This is a genomic window from Streptosporangium sp. NBC_01755, assembly GCF_035917995.1.
Taxonomy (GTDB): Bacteria; Actinomycetota; Actinomycetes; order Streptosporangiales; family Streptosporangiaceae; genus Streptosporangium.
Window position 1 is genome coordinate 6,665,755 of sequence record NZ_CP109131.1, and the last position, 19,972, is coordinate 6,685,726.

The 19,972-nt window shown below is 71.0% G+C and carries 6 protein-coding genes and 1 pseudogene; 6 read left to right on the forward strand and 1 reads right to left on the reverse strand.

Translation table 11 applies throughout. The features are described from left to right. Nucleotides 1–315 precede the first annotated feature (315 nt). The 3 genes and pseudogenes from OG884_RS30855 to OG884_RS30865 all read left to right on the forward strand — a co-directional run. Nucleotides 316–13,926 (forward strand): annotated as a pseudogene (locus OG884_RS30855) (SDR family NAD(P)-dependent oxidoreductase); the annotation flags it as partial. A 40-nt stretch (nt 13,927–13,966) separates the two neighbouring features. Further along, nucleotides 13,967–14,812 (forward strand): metallophosphoesterase family protein, encoded by an 846-nt coding sequence (locus OG884_RS30860; RefSeq protein ID WP_326638703.1) that lies wholly within the window; start codon nt 13,967–13,969, stop codon nt 14,810–14,812. Beyond that, the gene (locus OG884_RS30865; protein ID WP_326638705.1) at nt 14,809–15,615 is read left to right on the forward strand and encodes a 4'-phosphopantetheinyl transferase family protein; all 807 of its coding nucleotides are present in this window, start codon (nt 14,809–14,811) and stop codon (nt 15,613–15,615) included. The genes OG884_RS30860 and OG884_RS30865 overlap by 4 nt, the downstream gene beginning before the upstream one ends. Nucleotides 15,616–15,679: 64 nt before the next feature. Here the strand turns inward: OG884_RS30865 and OG884_RS30870 are convergent, their stop codons facing one another. Beyond that, nucleotides 15,680–15,826 carry a hypothetical protein gene (locus OG884_RS30870; RefSeq protein ID WP_326638707.1) on the reverse strand — a complete coding sequence of 49 codons (147 nt, stop codon included), beginning with the start codon at nt 15,824–15,826 and terminating at the stop codon, nt 15,680–15,682. Between the two features lie 138 nt (nt 15,827–15,964). On the opposite strand from OG884_RS30870, the gene OG884_RS30875 reads away from it, so the two are divergent. The 3 genes from OG884_RS30875 to OG884_RS30885 all read left to right on the forward strand — a co-directional run bounded on the left by OG884_RS30875 (nt 15,965) and on the right by OG884_RS30885 (nt 19,947). Continuing rightward, nucleotides 15,965–16,261, forward strand: a complete 297-nt coding sequence (locus OG884_RS30875) for an FCD domain-containing protein (protein WP_442811751.1) — start codon at nt 15,965–15,967, stop codon at nt 16,259–16,261. Nucleotides 16,262–16,645: 384 nt separating this feature from the next. After that, the gene (locus OG884_RS30880; protein ID WP_326638709.1) at nt 16,646–18,736 is read left to right on the forward strand and encodes an acetate--CoA ligase family protein; all 2,091 of its coding nucleotides are present in this window, start codon (nt 16,646–16,648) and stop codon (nt 18,734–18,736) included. Between the two features lie 134 nt (nt 18,737–18,870). Next, nucleotides 18,871–19,947, forward strand: coding sequence for an RNA-guided endonuclease InsQ/TnpB family protein (locus tag OG884_RS30885; RefSeq protein ID WP_326638711.1), 1,077 nt, complete (start codon nt 18,871–18,873; stop codon nt 19,945–19,947). The last annotated feature ends 25 nt before the right edge of the window (nt 19,948–19,972 follow it).

Sequence of the window (19,972 nt, forward strand, 5' to 3'; positions counted from 1 at the left end):
CGCGTCATCATGGGCGGGTATGCGGACTCGGACCCGGTGCTGGTGTCGGCGCTGCGCAGGGGCCAGGACGAGCAGGCGACGATCATGACGGCGCTGGCCGCCCTGCACGTGCGTGGGGTGCCGGTGAGCTGGCCGACGGTGCTTCCCGGTGCCCGCCGGGTGGAGTTGCCGACGTACGCCTTCCAGCGTCAGTGGTTCTGGCCGAGTGGCAGACGGGCCGGAGATGCCGAAGGTCTCGGACAGGTCGTGGCGGGGCATCCGCTGCTGGGTGCTGCCGTGGGGCTGGCCGATACCGATGAGGCGCTGCTGACCGGTCGTATCTCGCTGGGGTCGCATCCGTGGCTGGCCGATCACATGGTGGACGGGATGGTGGTGTTCCCCGGCACCGGGTTCCTGGAGCTGGCGGTGCGGGCGGGTGATGAGGTCGGCTGTGATCTGGTCGAGGAGCTGACCTTGACCGCGCCGCTGGTGCTGGGTGCGGACGACGCGGTCGCGGTGCAGGTGCGGGTGGGACCTGTGGACGGGGTGGGCCGGCGTGAGGTGAGCGTCCACGCCCGGCCGGCCGGGGCCGGTGATCACGGTGCCTGGGTACGGCATGCCGGTGGTCTGCTGGCCAGTGGCGGGAACAGTGGTGAGGTCGCGGGGTACTTCGATACGGCGGTGTGGCCGCCGCGGGGTGCGTCGGTGATCGAGCTGGATGGGTTGTATGAGCGGCTGGCCGAGGGTGGGCTGGGTTACGGGCCGGTGTTTCAGGGGTTGCGGGGCGCTTGGCGGGGTGCGGACGGTGTGGTGTTCGCCGAGGTCGGCCTGTCTGAGCAGGTTGCCGATGCGGGGTCGTTCGGGTTGCATCCGGCGTTGCTGGATTCGGCGTTGCACGCGGTGGCCTTTGCCGGGCTGGAGGGTTCCGAGGGTGTGCGGTTGCCGTTCTCGTGGGGTGGGGTGTGTCTGCACGCGGGTGGTGCGTCGGTGTTGCGGGTGCGGTTGGTCTGGACGGGTGACGATGCGCTGTCGCTGAGTGCGGTGGACGCGGCTGGGGAGCCGGTGTTGTCGGCGCGTTCGCTGGTGTTGCGGCCGATCGTGGTCGATCAGCCGGCCGCCGGTGGCGCTTCGCTTGGGGACTCGCTGTTCCAGTTGGCCTGGACGGTGTTGCCCGAAGTGTCGGAGGTGGCCGGTGTCGAGCTTGATGTGGTTGAGCTGAGTCTGGACCTGGAATCGGGTTCGGAGGCGGGGCCGGCGGTGCTGGAGGTGGTGCCGGAGGTGGTGACCGTCGTGGTCGGGTCGGCCGGGGACGGGTCCGGGGACGGGGACGTGGTGGGGTCGGTGCATGCCTTGACCGCCCGGGTGCTGGGGTGGATGCAGGGGTGGCTGGCCGATGAGCGGTGTGCTGATTCGCGGCTGGTGATGGTGACGCGGGGCGCGGTCGTGGCAGGTGCGGGGGAGGCGGTCACCGATCTGGGCGCGGCGGCGGTGTGGGGGTTGGTGCGGTCGGCGCAGTCGGAGAATCCTGGCCGGTTCGTGCTGGTGGATGTGGAGGAGGGGGTGTCTCTGTCGGCGCTGCCCGGGGTGTTGTCGGGGGTGCTGGTCTCGGGTGAGCCGCAGGTGGCGGTGCGCGGGGGTGAGGTGCGGGTGCCGCGCTTGGCGCGGGTGACGCCCGGCTCCGGCTCCGGCTCCGGCTCCGGCTCCGGTGATGGCCTTGGCGTTGGGTGTGGTGTTGACCTCGCGGTTGGCTCTGGCTCTGGTCTGGGTGAGGATCGCGTCTGGGATCCGGAGGGGACGGTGTTGATCACTGGTGGGACCGGTGGTCTGGGCGGGTTGTTCGCGCGGCATGTGGTGGCCGGGCGTGGGGTGCGGCGTCTGCTGCTGACCAGCCGCCGGGGCCTGGACGCTCCGGGCGCGCTGGAGTTGCGGGCGGAGCTGATCGCGCATGGGGTCGAGGTGGAGATCGCGGCGTGTGATGTGGCCGATCGGGATCAGGTGGCGGCGCTGCTGGCGCGGGTCCCGGCCGATCATCCGTTGACGGCGGTGATTCATACCGCGGGTGTGCTGGACGACGGGACGATTCCGTCGTTGTCGGCGGAGCGGCTGGATGTGGTGTTGCGGCCGAAGGTGGATGCGGTCTGGTATCTGCATGAGTTGACCCGGGGTCTGGATCTGGCGGCGTTCGTGGTGTTCTCGTCGGTGGCGGGGACGTTCGGTGGGGCGGGTCAGGGTAACTACGCGGCGGCGAACGCGTTCTTGGACGCGTTGGCGCAGGTGCGGCGGTCGCAGGGGCTGGCCGCGCTGTCGCTGGCGTGGGGGCCGTGGGCGCAGGACGCCGGGATGACCGGTGGGCTGGATGAGGTCGATCTGCGGCGGATGACGCGGGCGGGGATGTCGCCGTTGTCGGTGGAGCAGGGGCTGGCGTCGTTCGACGCGGCGGGTGCGGTGGATCGTGCGGTGCTGGTGGTGGCGCGGTTCGAGGTGGCGGCGGTGCGGGCACAGGGTGAGGTGCCGCATCTGCTGCGCGGGCTGGTGCGGGGGGTGCGCCGGTCGGCGGTGTCGGGGTCGGCGTCGGGTGATGGGGCGTTGGTGCGGCGGTTGGCCGGGCTGGGTGAGGCTGATCGGGTGCGGTCGGTGGTGGAGTTGGTGCGGGCGCAGGTGGCGGTGGTGCTGGGGCACGCTTCACCGGAGTCGGTGGAGGTGCGGCGGGAGTTTCGTGAGCTGGGCTTCGATTCGCTGACCGCGGTGGAGTTGCGTAATCGGTTGAATGCGGCGACGGGGTTGCGGTTGCCGGCGACGTTGGTGTTCGACTATCCGACTCCGGTTGGTCTGGCGGATTTCCTGCTGGGTGAGTTGCTGGGTGAGCGGGCCGATGCGGGTGTGCTCTCGCCGGTGGTGCGTTCGGTGGCCGACGATCCGATCGTGATCGTGGGGATGGCGTGTCGTTATCCGGGCGGGGTTTCCTCTCCGGAGGATCTGTGGCGCCTGGTGATCGAGGAGAGCGACGCGATCACCGGTTTCCCGACCAACCGCGGTTGGGATCTGGAGGGTATCTATGATCCGGATCCTGGTCGGGTGGGGACGTCGTATACGCGTCATGGCGGGTTCCTGCACGATGCCGATGAGTTCGATCCGGGGTTCTTTGGGATCTCGCCGCGTGAGGCGCTGGCGGTTGATCCGCAGCAGCGGCTGCTGCTGGAGGTGTCGTGGGAGGCGGTGGAGCGGGCCGGGATCGAGCCGGGGACGTTGCGGGGTAGTCGGACCGGGGTGTTCACCGGTCTGATGTACAACGATTACGGTCTGGCGCTGGGTAATGCGGCCGGCCGGGTACACCAGGCCACCACCGATGAGGGGATCGCTCAGCGCGATGCCGTCGAGGGCTACGAAAGCACTGGAACCGCGCCGAGTGTGGCCTCGGGCCGGGTGTCGTACACGCTGGGCCTGGAGGGTCCGGCGGTGACGGTGGACACGGCGTGTTCGTCGTCGCTGGTGGCGGTGCATCTGGCGGCGCAGGCGCTGCGGGCGGGCGATTGCTCCCTTGCGCTGGCGGGTGGGGCGACCGTGATGTCCACTCCGAACACCTTCATCGGATTCTCCCGGCAGCGTGGTCTGTCGGTGGACGGGCGGTGCAAGGCGTTCGCCGACAGCGCCGACGGGGTCGGCTGGTCCGAGGGCGTCGGGGTGCTGGTGCTGGAGCGGTTGTCGGACGCGCGGCGCAACGGCCACCAGGTGCTGGCCGTGGTGCGTGGGTCGGCGATCAACCAGGACGGGGCGTCGAACGGGTTGACGGCGCCGAACGGTCCGTCGCAGCAGCGGGTGATCCGGCAGGCGCTGGCGGGCGCCGGGTTGTCGCCGGTCGAGGTGGACGTGGTGGAGGCGCATGGCACCGGGACGACGCTGGGTGACCCGATCGAGGCGCAGGCGCTGCTGGCGACCTATGGGCAGGACAGGTCGGAGGATCGGCCGGTGCTGCTGGGGTCGATCAAGTCGAACATCGGTCACACCCAGGCGGCCGCCGGTGTGGCGGGGATCATCAAGATGGTCATGGCGATGCGCGAGGGCGTGGTGCCGCGCACGTTGCATGTGGACGAGCCGTCCTCGCATGTGGACTGGAGCGAGGGCGCGGTCGAGCTGGTGGCCGAGGCGCGGTCGTGGCCGGAGGCCGGGCGTCCGCGCCGGGCCGCGGTTTCGTCGTTCGGGATCAGTGGCACCAACGCGCACGTGCTCCTCGAACAGGGGCCAGAGGACGAGCAGGTCACGGCCGAAGCGCCCGGACAGGACCGGATGCCGGGTGCCGAGATGGTGCCGGTAACGGATGTCGCCGTGGGGCCGCCGGTGGTTCCGGTGGTGGTGTCGGGTCGTACGGCGGAGGCGTTGCGGGCGCAGGCCGGGCGGCTGGCGTCGTACGTGGGCACCGATCCGGGTCTGGTGCTGAGCGATGCGGCGTTCTCACTGGTGGCGACGCGGTCGGCGTTCGAGCATCGGGCGGTGGTGCTGGCCGCCGATCGTGATGGGGTGCTGGCCGGTCTGGGGGCGCTGGCCGAGGACCGTGCGGGTGCGGGTGTGGTGCGCGGGGTGGCCGGGGCGGAGCCGCGGCTGGCGGTGCTGTTCACCGGTCAGGGCAGTCAGCGGGTGGGGATGGGCCGGGAGTTGTATGAGCGGTTCCCGGTGTTCGCGGCGGCGTTGGATGCGGTGATCGCGGAGCTGGACCCGCTGCTGGAGCGGTTGGAGCGGGAGCCGGCCGGGCAGCCGGACGGTGGGTCGGTCGAGTGGGTGGGGTGTTCGGTGCGGGAGGTGCTGTTCGCCGAGCCGGGGTCGGTCGAGGCGGGGTTGCTGGATCGGACGGGGTGGGCGCAGCCGGCGTTGTTCGCGGTGGAGACGGCGCTGTTCCGGTTGGTGGAGTCCTGGGGGGTGCGGCCGGGTGTGCTGGCGGGGCATTCGATCGGGGAGATCACCGCGGCGCATGTGGCGGGGGTGTTGTCCCTGTCGGATGCGTGTGTGCTGGTGGCGGGTCGGGCGCGGTTGATGCAGGCGCTCCCCGCCGGTGGGGCGATGGCGGCGGTGCAGGCCTCTGAGGAGGAGGTCGCCGGGCTGCTGGCGGGGCGTGAGAGCGAGGTGTCGGTCGCGGCGGTGAACGGTCCGGCCTCGGTGGTGGCCGGGGTGGAGGAGGCGGTGCTGGAGGTGGTTGCCGCTCTGGAGGCTCAGGGGATCAGGACGAAGCGGCTGCGGGTGTCGCACGCGTTCCATTCGCCGTTGATGGATCCGATGCTGGAGGACTTCCGTACCCTGGCGGGCACGCTGACCTACAGCCCGCCACAGATCCCGCTCGTGTCCACGGTGACCGGGCAGGCGGCCACCGCCGAGCAGCTGTGCTCACCGGACTACTGGGTCGACCAGGTGCGTCAGGCCGTCCGGTTCTCCGACGGCGTCCGGACGCTGCACGCTCAGGGGGTGCGGGCCTACCTGGAACTGGGCCCCGACGGCGTACTGACCGCCATGGCGCAGGACGTCCTGACGGCGGATGCCGGCGCCGGTGCGGATGCGCCCGCGGTTTCGGCGCGCGACGCCGAGGCGGGGGCGGCGGCCGATCCGGACGTGCTGCTGGTGCCGGTGCTGCGCGGAGGCAGGGACGAGCGGAACACGGTGATGACGGCGCTGGCCGCCCTGCACGTACACGGAGTACCGGTGGACTGGCGGGCGGCGTTCCCCGGCGCCCGCCGGGTGGGGCTGCCCACCTACGCCTTCCAGCGTCGGCGTTTCTGGCCGGGGCCTTCGCTCACCCGCGTCGGCGATGTGACCGACGCCGGGCTCGGAGCGCCGGACCATCCCTTGCTCGGAGCCGCCGTCGAGCTGGCGGGCGGCGACGAGGTGCTCTTCACCGGCCGGTTGTCGGTGCGCTCCCAGCCGTGGCTGGCCGATCACGTGGTGTCGGGCCGGGTGGTGGTACCGGCGACGGCGTTCCTGGAACTGGCGATCCGGGCCGGTGACGAGGTCGGCTGCACGCGAGTGGACGAGCTGACCCTGGCCGCGCCGTTGACGCTGCCCGAACAGGGCGGCGTCCGGATACAGGTACGGCTGGGCGAGCCCGACGAGAGGGGACACCGGCCGCTGAGCGTGTACGCGCGGCCGGAAGGCGAGGAGGAGCGTCCCTGGACACGGCACGCGAGCGGGCTCCTGGCAGTCGACGAGCCCCTTACCGCCCCCGATGCCACACCGCCGTTCGACACGACTGTGTGGCCACCGGCCGGTGCGGCGCCGATCTCGTTGGAAGGTTTCTACGAGGGGCGGGCGGCGGACGGCTTCGACTACGGGCCGGTGTTCCGCGGCCTGACCGCGGCTTGGCGATGCGACTCGGACATGTATGCCGAAATCAGTCTGCCCGAGCAGGATGCGGCCGAGGCGGGGGCGTTTGGTGTGCATCCGGCGCTGCTGGACGCGGTGCTGCACCTGTGCCTGCTCCTGGACCAGAGCGAGGAGGCCCGGCGTAAGGTGCCCTTCGCGTGGGAGGGCGTGTCCTTGCACGCGTCGGGGGCATCGGCGGTCCGGGTGCGGATGTCCTGGGCCGGACCTGACGCGATGTCGATCGCGATCGCCGGCGTGGACGGTCCGGTGGCCTCGATCAGGTCGGTGACCCTGCGCGTCCTTTCGGACGGACAGGCCGCCGGCCCGCGAGCGATCGGAAGGGACTCCCTGTTCCGGCTGGACTGGGTCCCGCTGGTGGCCCCGGCATCGCCGGTGTCCGCGGTGTCGCCGAGCACGCTGGCAGTGGTGGGCCCGGACGGGTGGGGGCTCACCGAGGCCCTTGCCGCCACGGTGGGCGGTCCCATCAGGGTCGGTGCCGACCTGCGGTCGCTGGGAGAGGCGTACGACGGCGATGTGCCCGTGCCGGGCACGGTGCTGGTCCTCGTCACCGGAGACCCGGGCGACGAGGTGCCGGCGGCCGCCCACAGCCTGGCGTCGTCCGTGCTGGACCTGGTGCGATCCTGGCTCGCCAATGAGCGGTTCGCCGGTTCGCGGCTGGCGTTCCTCACCCGGGGCGCGGTGGACGGCGATGACGTGGCGGCGGCGACGGTGTGGGGGCTCGTGCGTGCCGCCGAGACGGAGCATCCGGGCCGGTTCGCGCTGATCGACCTCGACATCCGGGAAAGCGGCGACCGTGACCGGAGGGGGGTGCCGGCGACGTCGATCGCCGCGCTGCCGTCGGCCCTGGCCGCCGCCGAGCCGCAGCTGGTGATCCGGGATGGTGCCGTGCTGGCCGGTCGGCTGGCCCGCGTCTTCCCGCCCGCCGAGCTACCGGGCCTGGCTTGGGACCCCGAGGGCACGGTGTTGATCACCGGCGGCACCGGTGGCCTGGGCGGCATGCTGGCCCGTCACCTGGTGGCCGAGCACGGCATCGGGCACCTGACGCTGGCGAGCCGTCGCGGTGACCGGGCGGAGGGCGTCGACGAGCTGGTGGCGGAGCTCACCGGACTCGGCGCTCGGACGACCGTCGTGGCATGTGACCTGGCGGACCGTGACGCCGTCGCCGGTCTGCTGGCCGGGATAGCAGCCGAGCACCCGCTGACCGCGGTGGTGCATACCGCGGGCGTGCTGGACGACGGTGTGATCGGCGCGTTGACGTCGCAGAGCCTGGAGAGGGTGTTCCGCCCCAAGGTGGACGCGGCCTGGCATCTGCACGAGCTGACCCGAGACGAGAATCTGTCCGCGTTCGTACTGTTCTCGTCGGTGGCGGGGACGTTCGGGACGGCCGGGCAGGCCAACTACGCGGCGGCGAACGCCTTCCTGGACGCGCTCGCCCGACGCCGCCGGGCCGAGGGGCTACCGGGGCTCTCGCTGGGATGGGGTCCGTGGGACCAGGCGGGTGGCATGACCAGCGCCCTGAGCGAGGCCGAGATGGGCAGGCTCGCCAGGCGCGGGATGCTCCCGCTGTCCCCGGATCACGGTCTGGCACTGTTCGACGCGACGGTCACGGGCGACGGAGACGGACCGGCTCTGCTGCCCGCACGTCTGGATCTGGCGGCATTGCGCACCGGCCAGGACGTCCCGTTCCTGCTTCGAGGGTTGATCCGCCCGTCGGTCCGTCGGCAGATCACGGCCGCGGCGTCGACCGCACTCGTCGACCGCCTCGCGCCGCTCGGGGCGGGTGAGCGGACGGCCACCCTGCTGGAGCTGGTCCGGGGCCAGGTGGCGCTGGCGCTGGGCCACGCGGACGGCGACGCGATCGAGCCGTTGAGCAGCTTCCAGAGCATGGGCTTCGACTCGCTGACAGCCGTCGAGGTGCGCAACCGGCTGGCCGCGGACACCGGGCTGCGGCTGCCCGCGACGCTGGTGTTCGACTACCCGAACGTCACGGCGCTGACGGAGTTCCTCCTGGCGGAGTTGCTCGGCGAGCACGACGGCGCGGCGCCCGAGAGGACGGCCGCGCAGACGGTCACGCCGGTCGGTGACGATCCCGTGGTGATCGTGTCGATGGCGTGCCGGTACCCGGGCGGAGTGACGTCCCCCGAGGAGCTGTGGCGGCTGGTCGATGAAGGTACCGACGCGATCTCGGCGTTCCCGACCTCTCGTGGCTGGGATCTGGAGTCGCTGTACGACCCCGACCGCGAACGCCGGGGCACCAGCTACGTCCGCGAGGGCGGCTTCCTGCACGACGCGGGAGAGTTCGACCCCGGTTTCTTCGGGATCTCGCCGCGTGAGGCGCTGGCGATGGACCCGCAGCAGCGGCTCCTTCTTGAGGTGTCCTGGGAGGCGATCGAGCGGGCCGGCGTCGACCCGCTCTCGCTGCGCGGCAGCCACACGGGAGTGTTCGCCGGGTTGATGTACCACGACTACGCGACGAGCGCCGAGTTCCCGCCGGACGTGGTGAGCTTCATGGGCACCGGTACGGCCGGCAGCGTGCTGTCCGGGCGGCTGTCCTACACCCTCGGCCTGGAGGGGCCGGCGGTGACGGTGGACACCGCGTGCTCCTCCTCGCTGGTGGCGTTGCACCTCGCGGCGCAGGCGCTGCGCGGCGGTGAGTGCTCGCTGGCACTGGTCGGCGGGGTGACCGTGATGGCGACCCCGGGGGCGTTCATCGACTTCAGCGCTCAGGACGGGTTGGCCGTCGACGGCCGGTGCAAGTCCTTCTCCGACGCCGCCGACGGTGTCGGCTGGTCCGAGGGCGTCGGGACGCTGGTGCTGGAACGGCTGTCCGACGCGCGGCGCAACGGCCATCAGGTGCTGGCCGTCGTACGCGGGTCGGCGGTGAACCAGGACGGTGCCTCCAACGGGTTGACCGCGCCGAACGGTCCCTCGCAGCAGCGGGTGATCCGCCAGGCACTGGCCGGTGCGGGTTTGAACCCGGCTGATGTGGACGTGGTGGAGGGCCACGGAACCGGGACGAGCCTGGGCGACCCGATCGAGGCGCAGGCGCTGCTGGCGACCTACGGCCAGGACCGGCCGGAGGACCGCCCGCTGCTGCTGGGCTCGATCAAGTCGAACATCGGTCACACCCAGGCGGCGGCGGGCGTCGCCGGTGTGATCAAGATGGTCATGGCGATGCGCCACGGGGTGCTGCCGGGCACGCTGCACCTGGACGCGCCCTCGTCGCACGTGGACTGGGAGCAGGGCGCGGTGGAACTGCTGACCGAGCACCGCCCGTGGCCGGAGGTCGGATGGCCGAGGCGGGCCGGGGTGTCGTCGTTCGGCATCAGCGGGACCAACGCACACGTGATCCTGGAGCAGGCGCCGCCGATCGCGGACGCGCCGGCCGAGCGTCGGTTGCCGGACGGGTCGTCGTATGGGGAGACCGGCTCGGCATCAGGCGTCGTGCCGGTGCCGGTGCCGGTGCCGGTGCCGGTGCCGGTGTCGGGGAAGACGGGTGACGCGCTACGGGCACAGGCGGCACGCCTGCTGTCGCGGGTCCAGGACGATCCGGACGTCTCCCCCGTGGACGTCGGCTTCTCGCTGGCGACGGGCCGTTCGGCGTTCGAGCATCGGGCGGTGGTGCTGGCCGATGACCGGGACGGGTTGCTGGCGGGCCTGGCGGCGGTGGCGGATGGGCGGCCGGCGCCTGGAATGGTCCGGGGACGTGGTGCGCGGCCGGGCAGGCTCGCGCTGCTGTTCACCGGACAGGGCGCTCAGCGGGCCGGAATGGGCAGTGGGCTGTACGAGCGGTTCCCGGTGTTCGCCGACGCCTTCGACGCCGTGCTGGCACACCTGAATCCCGAACTGGACCGCCCGCTGCGCGAGGTGATGTTCGGCGACACCGAACTGCTGAACCAGACCGGATACACCCAGCCGGCGCTGTTCGCACTGGAGGTGGCGCTGTTCCGGCTGGTGGAGTCCTGGGGCGTCAAGCCGGACTTTCTGGCGGGGCATTCGATCGGGGAGATCACGGCCGCGCACGTGGCGGGCGTGCTGTCGCTCCAGGACGCGTGCCGACTGGTGGCGGCGCGTGCCCGGCTGATGCAGGAGCTGCCGGCGGGCGGCGCGATGGTCGCCGTACAGGCCCCGGAGGAGGAGGTGCTGCCGCTCCTCGCCGGGTACGAGGACGAGGTTTCCATCGCCGCGGTGAACGGGCCCGCTTCGGTGGTGATCGCCGGTGCCGAGGAAGCGGTCGTCCGGATCGCCGCCCGGGTGGAGGCCGAGGGGCGCAGGACGACGCGGCTGAGAGTGAGCCACGCGTTCCATTCGCCGCTGATGGAGCCGATGCTGGCGGAGTTCCGGAGGGTGGCCGAGGGCCTGGTCTTCGCGGCACCGCGGATCCCGGTGGTCTCGACCGTGACCGGCGAGCCCGCATCGGCCGAGGAGCTGTGCTCACCGGACTACTGGGTGGAGCAGGTACGGCGCGGGGTCAGGTTCGCCGACGGCATGGGGACACTGCGCCGGTGCGGGGTCACCGCGTACCTCGAACTGGGACCCGACGGGGTGCTGACCGCGATGGCCGAGGACACCGTCTCGGACGAGGCGGCGGTGCTGGTCCCGGCGCTACGCGGGGACCGCGACGAGCAGAATGCGATCATGGCGGCGGTGGCGACGTTGCATACGCACGGTGTCGCGGTGGACTGGTCGGCCGTGTTCGGGACCGTGTTCGGCGGTGCCCGCCGGGTGGACCTGCCGACGTACGCCTTCCGGCATCAGTGGTTCTGGCCGAGTGGGCGGCGGCTCGGGGATGTCCGGGATCTCGGGCTCGCGGCGGCGGCGCATCCGCTGCTGGGGGCCGCGGTGCGGCTGGCCGGGTCGGACGGGGTCGTGCTCACCGGCCGTCTCTCGCCGCGATCGCACCCGTGGCTTGCCGACCACGCCGTCGGCGGGATGGTGGTCTTCCCCGGCGCGGGACTGCTGGAACTCGCCATCCGGGCCGGAGACCAGGTCGGCTGTGACCGGGTGGAGGAGCTCACCATGGCCACCCCGCTCGTGTTCGGCGAGCAGGACGCGATGGCCGTACAGGTGTCGGCGGGCGCGCCCGACGCGTCGGGTCACCGCGAGTTCGGCGTCTACGCGCGGCCTGCCGGCGCCGCCGATGACGAACCGTGGACACAGCACGCGGCCGGTGTGCTCTCCGGTGGCGGCCGCGCGGCCGCGGGCCGGGCCGTGGCCTTCGACGCCGAGGTGTGGCCGCCGCAGGGAGCGTCCGCCGTCGAGCTGGACGGCCTCTACGACCGGTTCGCCGAGGGCGGGTTCGTATACGGTCCCCTGTTCCAGGGGCTGCGCGCGGCCTGGCGGCGTGACGACGAGGTGTTCGCGGAGATCGCCCTGCCGGAGCAGGTCGGTGACGCCGGCTCGTACGGCCTGCACCCGGCGCTGCTGGACGCCGCCTTGCACGCGGTGCCGTTCCTGGAGGCGGCCGAGCCCGAGGCGGGACGCCTGCCGTTCGCGTGGGGCGGAGTGCACCTGCACGCCGGCGGCGCGACGACGCTGCGCGTGCGCGTGACCAGAACCGGCGAGGACACGGTGTCGGTGACCGCGGTGGACATGGCGGGAGCGCCCGTGCTCACCGCCGAGTCGCTGGTGTCGCGTCCGGTATCGCCTGGCGGCCTGGTCGTCGGCGGTGGGCGCCGGGCAGCGGGGGACGGGCTGTTCCAGCTGGAGTGGACGCCTCTGTCCGAGGCGCCGGCCGACGTCGCGGAGCTGGATGTCGCGGAGCTGGACGTGGCGTTGCTGGACGTGGCGGTGTCGATCGGGGATCTCGCCACGCTGGACGGCACGCTGGACGCGCTGCGGGACGGTGCGCCGCGTGCCGCGGCCGCGGGCCCGTTCCTTGCGGGGGACTCCGTGGACGTCATCGCCGCGACGCGCGAGTCCACCGCCCGTGTTCTGGGCCTCCTGCAGCGCTGGCTCGCGGAAGAACGGTTCGGCGACACCACCCTCATCGTGATGACGTGCGGTGCGGTCGCGGTTCAGGACGACGACCGGGTGACCGACCTGCCGGGTGCCGCCGTGTGGGGACTGGTCCGTGCCGCGCAGGTGGAGAACCCCGGCCGGTTCGTGCTCGTCGATCTCGATGCGCCGCTGGAGCCTTCCGGGGCGCTGCTGTCGGCCGTGCTGGCCTGTGGTGAGCCGCAGGTGGCGGTACGTGACGGGGTGCTGAGAGTGGCGCGCCTGGTGCCGGCGGCGCCGGGCGGGGACGGCGTACGGCAGTGGGACCCCGAGGGCACGGTGTTGATCACCGGCGGTACGGGCGGCCTCGGCGCCGAGGTGGCGCGACATCTGGTGAGCGAGCACGGAGTACGGCGGCTGTTGCTGGCCGGCCGCCGGGGGCTGGAGGCGCCCGGCGCCCCCGAGCTACGGGCCGAGCTGGCCGCCCGCGGTGCCGAGGTCACCGTCGCCGCGTGTGACGTGTCCGACCGGGGCGCGCTCGCGGACCTGCTGGCCACCGTACCCGCCGGGCATCCGCTGACCGCGGTCGTCCACGCGGCGGGGGTACTGGACGACGCGACGATTCCCTCCCTGAGTCCCGAGCGGCTGGACACCGTGCTGTCGCCCAAGGCGGGTGCCGCCTGGCATCTGCACGAGCTCACCCAGGGAGTGGATCTCGCCGCGTTCGTGCTCTTCTCGTCGGTGGCCGGCGTGGCCGGCGGCGCGGGGCAGGGCAACTACGCCGCGGCCAACGCCTTCCTCGACGGCCTGGCCCACCACCGGCGGGCCGCCGGCCTGGCCGCGATGTCGCTGGCCTGGGGGCCCTGGGCGCAGGACGCCGGGATGACCGGTGGCATGACCGGCGGGCTTGACGACACCGATCGGCGGCGGATGGCGCGCGCGGGCATCCTTCCGCTGTCGGTGGAGCAGGGACTGGGGCTGTTCGACGCCGCCGGCGCCGTGGACCGTCCGGTGCTGGTACCGGTCCGGTTCGACCTGCCGGCGCTGCGGGCGCGTGAGGAGGTTCCGCCGCTGCTGAGGGGCCTGGCGTCCGGCAGGCGCCGGACGGCCACGGGCAGGCGGGAGGAGCCGGACACCCTGCTGCGCAGGCTGACCGCTCTCGACACCGCCGAGCGCGCCGAAGTGCTCCTGGATCTCGTGCGTGGCCAGGTGGCGGCCGTACTCGGGCACGCCCGAACCGACTCCGTCGAACCGGACCGGGCCTTCAAGGATCTGGGCTTCGACTCGCTCACCGCCGTCGAGCTGCGCAACCGGTTGACCGATGCCACCGGGCTGCGCCTGCCGGTCACCCTGGTGTTCGACCACCCCACACCGCTCGCTCTGGTCGACCACCTGCTCGACCGGCTCGGCCTGACCGAGCAGACGGGGTCCGCGATGCTGCTGGCCGAGCTCGCGAAACTGGAGAAGGCTTTCACCGAGATGACCGTCGACCTCGATGTGCACAAGCAGGTCGCGGCGCGCCTGGACATTCTGAAGACCAAATGGGCGGCACTTTTGCACGATTCCAGCGGTACAGAGTTCGATCTCGACTCGGCCACGGACAGCGAGATGTTCGAAATGCTCGACAATGAACTCGGCCTGTCGTGATTTCATCACCATCTCAGATCGTGCGGGAGCCGACCACATCATGAAGGCACGAAATCTGCTCGCGGTAAGCGACCTGCATGTCGTCTACGCAGAGAATCGAAACTTCGTCGAGGGGTTCCGGCCCAGGTCCGATGAGGACTGGCTGATTGTCGCGGGTGACGTCGGCGAGCGGATCGAGGACATTGAATGGGCGCTCGGCCTGCTGGCAGAACGCTTCGCCCAAGTCATCTGGGCGCCGGGCAACCATGAACTCTGGACGCCGCGGGACGATCCGATTCAGCTTCGCGGTGAAAACCGGTATCAGTATCTTGTGGACATGTGCCGCAGCCTCGGAATCCGTACGCCGGAGGATCCTTACCTGATATGGGACGGGCCCGGGGGGCCGGTTACCATCGCGCCGCTTTTCCTGCTGTACGACTATTCTTTCCGTGTTCCCGGCACGGCCACGAAGGCGCAGTCGCTGGCCCGCGCGTACGAGGCCGGAGTGGTGTGCACGGACGAGATGCTGCTGCATCCCGATCCATATCCGAGCCGCGAGGAATGGTGCTGGGCCAGGCTGGAGTCGACCGAGCGCCGGCTGGCCGCCTGCGATCCCGACCACCCTGTCGTCCTCGTCAACCACTATCCGCTGGTGCGTGAGCCCACCCGCGTCCTGCGTCATCCGGAGTTCGCCCAGTGGTGCGGCACCCAGCTGACCGCCGACTGGCACCTGAAGTACCGGGCGGCCGTGGTCGTGTACGGCCACCTGCACATACCACGCACGACCTGGTACGACGGAGTTCGCTTCGAGGAGGTTTCATTGGGATACCCGAGGGAGTGGCGTCGACGGGGCGGGACACCCCGTCCGGCGCGGTCGATCCTGCTGACCTCCGAACGCGTCTCATGATCGAGGATCTGCTGCCCGGGGAGGTCATGTCGTCGGAGGCGTTCGACGACTCGCGGCCATGTGCCCTGTTCCTCGCGGAGGAGGCAGTGATCAGCAGGTCGGTGGAGAAGCGCCGCCGCGAGTTCACCACGGCGCGCTGGTGCGCCCGTGACGCCCTGGGCAATCTGGGGTACCAGCCGGTGCCCGTGCTGCCGGGTGCGAAGGGCGCGCCGATCTGGCCCTCAGGTGTCGTCGGCAGCATCACCCACTGCGCCGGATACCGTGCCGCCGTCGTCGCCCGATCCGGTGACATCACGACCCTGGGGATCGACGCCGAGCCGAACAAGCCGCTGCCCTCCGGCATCCTGGAGGTCATCACAGCCGGCGAGGAGCTGCGCCGGGTGATGGATCTCCTGCGGCGCGACCCGTCGGTGAGGTGGGACCGGCTGCTGTTCAGCGCCAAGGAGTCCGTCTACAAGGCCTGGTTCCCGCTGGCCCCGCTGCGGGAACCAGGCCTCGACTTCACGGAGGCGTCGATCACCTTCGATCCGGTCTGTGGTGGTTTCCAGGCCCTGCTGCTGGTCGAGGGGCCGAGGCTGAGTGACGGCGTCGAGTTGAAGGAGTTCTCCGGTCGCTGGCTGGTGGGCCGGGGTCTCATGATCACGGCTATCGCGGTCGTGGCGGCTCCCTCCGTCACCGGGGACACCTCGGGCGCTCCGGACGTCGCGAATGCCTCGGACGCCCCGATCGCCTTCGCCGCTGACAGCGCCGCCCGCACGTTGCCCATGGCCACCGGAGACCATCACCTGTCTGATCGCCGCTGAGGTCGCCGCCGTGCCCCGGTGCGTGGGCGCAGTCTCGTGTCGCCCACGCACCGGGGGTGCCGGCTCAGGTGAGGGCGCGCCGGAGGGCGTCGATCCGGCCGGCCCAGATTCGCCGGGAGAGTGCCGCCTCGACGGAGACCACGACGGCACCGACCGGGTCGCAGATCATCGTCGCGTTGGCATCCTCCCCCGCGATGTCGCCGAGGATCATGCCGCCACCGTGGATGTATTGAACTCCTCCCCGGCCTGGGGGCCGGAGACTCTCCCGTCGCGTCGCGGTTAAGCGGCGCGCGGGGGTTGACGTTCGGTAGAAGTAGGCCAGGCTCTCCACATCCACCCGGGCTCCGGGATAGCGGTTCCAGTACCAGGTGCCGCCGCCGCGGGGGCGGACTTCAGCACGGTGATCATCATGGCGAGCGGCAACCGGGAACTGCAGACCCACGTCGACCTGGTGGTCACCCGTACCCAGCGGGTGCTGGCCCTCACCGCCGAGAGCGAGGTGTGGCGCGTGTGGCTGGACGGCTACCGGCAGACCCTGGAACTGCTCGAACGGGGCGACCGCGCCGGGGCCGTCGAGCGGTATCGGCAGATCTACCGCGACTACCGGCAGCGGGTGGAGACCCTGCTGTTCGACGAGGATCACTGACGCCGGTAGGCGGCCAGGACCTGTCGGGCGTGGGCCTCGCTCGTGATTGGCTAGCTAGATTCTGACTCTATGTTCAGGGCGGTGTCCGAGATGCGGGTGAGGATGCATTATCTGTGCAGGTAACAACTTGATCCGTGCTTCCTCAAGCGTCTCAGGTATTGACAGTAGTAGAATCTAATTTCACTATAGCTCCACGGAGTCTCGCCTGCTGCGCCGGCCGCCCCCCGGGCGTGGCCACCGTGGCCGGCGTGTCCCAGGTACTGATCGTCCGGGCTATCGCCCGCATGCGACAGGGAGTGGAGAATGAGCCTCATCGCCGGGACCGAGGACAGTTCGTCATCGCGCTTGGACAACGACGCTTCTGGGAGGCATCCGCTCGATTCGATGTTTGCGCCGCGCGGGATCGCGATCGTCGGGGCGAGTGATCGTTCGGGTTGGTCCCGTTACACCTACGCCAACCTCGTGCAGGCGAAATACCCCCACCCCATCCATCTCGTCAACCACAAGGGTGGTCTGGTTCACGGGCAGCAGGCCGTCAAATCCCTTGATGACATTGACGGCCATGTCGATCTGGCCTACGTGCTGACCGGCCCTGACTCGCTGCCGGGCATCATGGAGAGCGCGGCGGCGAAGGGGATCGTCAATCTCGTCGTCATCGCCGCCGGTTTCGGGGAGATGGGCGAGGAGGGAGCCGAACGCGAGCGCGCCCTGGCCGCCCGTGCGAACGAGCTCGGCCTGCGCATCCTGGGGCCGAACAATCTCGGTTTCATCAACGCGACCGCCGCGACGATGCCGTGGAGCCAGATGCTGCCGTGGCCGTTGGAGACCGGTGGTGTCGGGGTCCTCTCGCAGAGCGGCGCGCTCGGCATCTTCCTGCTCAACTACCTGCAGGGCCGGGATGTGGGCATCAGCCATCTGGTCACGCTGGGCAACGAGGCGATGATCACGATCGCCGAGGGCATCGACTACCTGCTGGCACAGGAGTCGACGAAGGTCATCGCGCTGTATCTGGAATCGGTACGTCACCCCGAGGCGTTCATCGACGCCGCCCGCCGGGCGTTGGCGGCCGGTGTGCCCATCGTCGCCTACAAGGCGGGGCGCGGCGAGGTGGGCGCCAAGGTGACGGCGGCGCACACCGGAGCGCTCGCCGGTGACGACAAGGTGTTCGACGCCGCCTTCCGGCAGCTCGGGGTCATCCGTGTCGACTCCATCGAGGACCTGGTGGCCACGGCCGGGCTGCTCGCCGAGTACGGGGAGATTCCCGGGCGCAGGGCCGCCTTCGTGACCGGGTCCGGAGCGATGTGCGGGGTGATCGGCGATGTCGCCGAGGCGAGCGGCGTGCTGCTGCCCGACCTCGCCGACTCCACGGTGACGGGGCTGCGGGAGAGCGGGCTGCCGGAGTTCGCGACGGCTCAGAACCCGCTCGACACCACCGGGTACGTCGTGATCAAGCCGGACCTGCTGCCGCTGTGCGAGAAGGTCGTCTCGAAGGACCCGGGCATCGACGTCCTGGTGATCAATGGATCGGTCCCGGCCACCCCCGAGGCGGCCGCCTTCATGGCCGGGAGCGTCGAGTGGCGCAAGGAACTGGCGGACACGAGCCCGGTTCCCGTCATCCCCATGGAGTTCCTGCCCACCGAGCGCACCCTGTTCGCGCGTGAGTTCCGCCGGTCGTCGGGCAGTTCGTACGTGCTGGAGTCCTTCGCCCGGGGCATCCCCGCCCTGGCCAAGGCGATGTGGTGGTCGGAGAAGCGCAGGGAGATCGTGCGGCCGCGGGCCGGCTCCTCGCCGGTCGTGGAGATCGAGGGCGGCGCCGGCGGTCGCTGGTCCGAGCGCCAGGTCGTCGAGCTGCTGGCCGGCGCAGGGGTGCCCGTCGTTCCCCAGCGCCTGGTGCGGACCGCACAGGAGGCCGAGAGTGCGGCCGGAGAGATGCCGCTTCCCCTGGTCATGAAGGTCTCGTCCGCCGATATCGCGCACAAGACGGACGTCGGCGGGGTCGTCCTCGGCCTGAACTCGCCGGATGAGGTGCGCGGGGCGTTCGAGCGGATGATGGACACGGTGCGGTCGCAGGCGCCGGACGCCGACATCGAGGGCGCGGTCCTCAGCCCGATGCGTCCCGACGGCGTCGACCTGCTGGTGGGCTTCGTCCGTGACTCCGTATGGGGCCTCACACTCGTCGTCGGCCTCGGCGGCGTCTGGGTGGAGGTTCTCAAGGACACCGCGATCAGGCTTCTCCCCGTCAACCGGGACGAGGTCAAGGCCATGCTCACGGAGTTGAAGAGCTATCCCCTGCTCACGGGTGCTCGTGGGGGAGCGGTGGTGGACCTGGAGAAGCTGGCCGACGTCATCTGCCGGCTCGCCGACGTCGCGGCGGCGCTCGGCGACCGGATGACGGAGATGGAGGTCAATCCGCTGCGGGTCTCCGGCGAGAGCGTCGAGGTCCTGGACGCGATGGCCGTCTGGGACGAGGGCTGACATTCCGGCCCCCCTGCCGCTCCGGCAGGGGGGCCGTTTCACCAGGATTGCAGCGTGGAGGCCCCGTCGTTCACGGCGGGGAGGAAACGCGGAAAACGGTGCCACCCGGTAGCGGTGAGTGACAGACTCGGCGCGTGCTGGTGACGGAGATGCTGAAACTCGCGCCCTCGCCCGAGGACGGCGAGGCGCTGCTGGCGACGATGCGCGCCTGCAACGCCGCCGCGACCAGGGCCGCCGAGGTCGCGTTCGCACACCGCACCGCGAACAAGATCGCTCTACAGAAGCTCGTCTACGCCGAGCTGCGTCAGGGGTTCGGGTTGTCGGCGCAGATGGCCGTCCGCTCCATCGCCAAGGCCTGCGAGGCCTACAAGCGCGACAAGACCATCAAACCGGTCTTCCGCCCGTTGGGGGCGGCCGCCTATGACCAGCGCATCCTCACCTGGAAAGGCTCCGACGCGGTCAGCCTCCTCACCCTGAGCGGCCGGGTCGTCGTGCCCGTTCTCTACCGGGGCCGGCGGCTACAGAGCGAGGGGGCGACCTTGCGGGGTCAGGCGGATCTCGTCTACCGCGACGGCGTGTTCTTCCTCGCCGTGGTCGTCGAGGTCCCCGAACCGGCGCGGGAGGAGGAGCCGCAGGGGTGGCTGGGGGTGGATCTGGGCATCGTCAACCTCGCCACCGACTCCACCGGTAAGCCCTACAGCGGCAAAGGGGTACGGGCGGTACGGCGACGTAACGCCCGGCTGCGGGCCCGGCTCCAGGCCAAGGGCACCAAGTCCGCCAAGCGGCTGCTGAAGAGGCGCCGCCGCAAAGAGTCGCGGTTCGCCCGCGACGTCAACCACGTCATCTCCAAGAAGCTGGTCGGCAAGGCCAAGGACACCCGCGCCGGGATCGCCCTCGAAGACCTCGAAGGCATCCGGGAGCGGGTCACGGTTCGTAAGGCTCAGCGTGCCGACCTGCACTCCTGGGGTTTCCATCAGCTGCGGACGTTCGTGGCGTACAAGGCGGCCCTGGCCGGGGTGGTCGTGCGGTTGGTGGATCCGCGTAACACCTCCCGCACCTGCCCCGGGTGCGGCCACCTCGACAAACGGAACCGTCCTACCCGGGATGGGTTCCGGTGTGTTTCGTGCGGGCTCGCCGGCCCGGCGGATTACTTCGCGGCGATCAACATCGGTCGCCGGGCAGTGCGTCACGCTGCCGACGACGCGGCCTGAACCGTACCTGCAAGGTACGGCGAGG

Bases quoted from the DNA above. Each gene is read 5' to 3' on its own strand.
- OG884_RS30860 (WP_326638703.1), top strand. From the start codon at position 13,967: ATGAAGGCACGAAATCTGCTCGCGGTAAGCGACCTGCATGTCGTCTAC.
- OG884_RS30865 (WP_326638705.1), top strand. From the start codon at position 14,809: ATGATCGAGGATCTGCTGCCCGGGGAGGTCATGTCGTCGGAGGCGTTC.
- OG884_RS30870 (WP_326638707.1), bottom strand. From the start codon at position 15,826: ATGATCCTCGGCGACATCGCGGGGGAGGATGCCAACGCGACGATGATC.
- OG884_RS30880 (WP_326638709.1), top strand. From the start codon at position 16,646: ATGTTTGCGCCGCGCGGGATCGCGATCGTCGGGGCGAGTGATCGTTCG.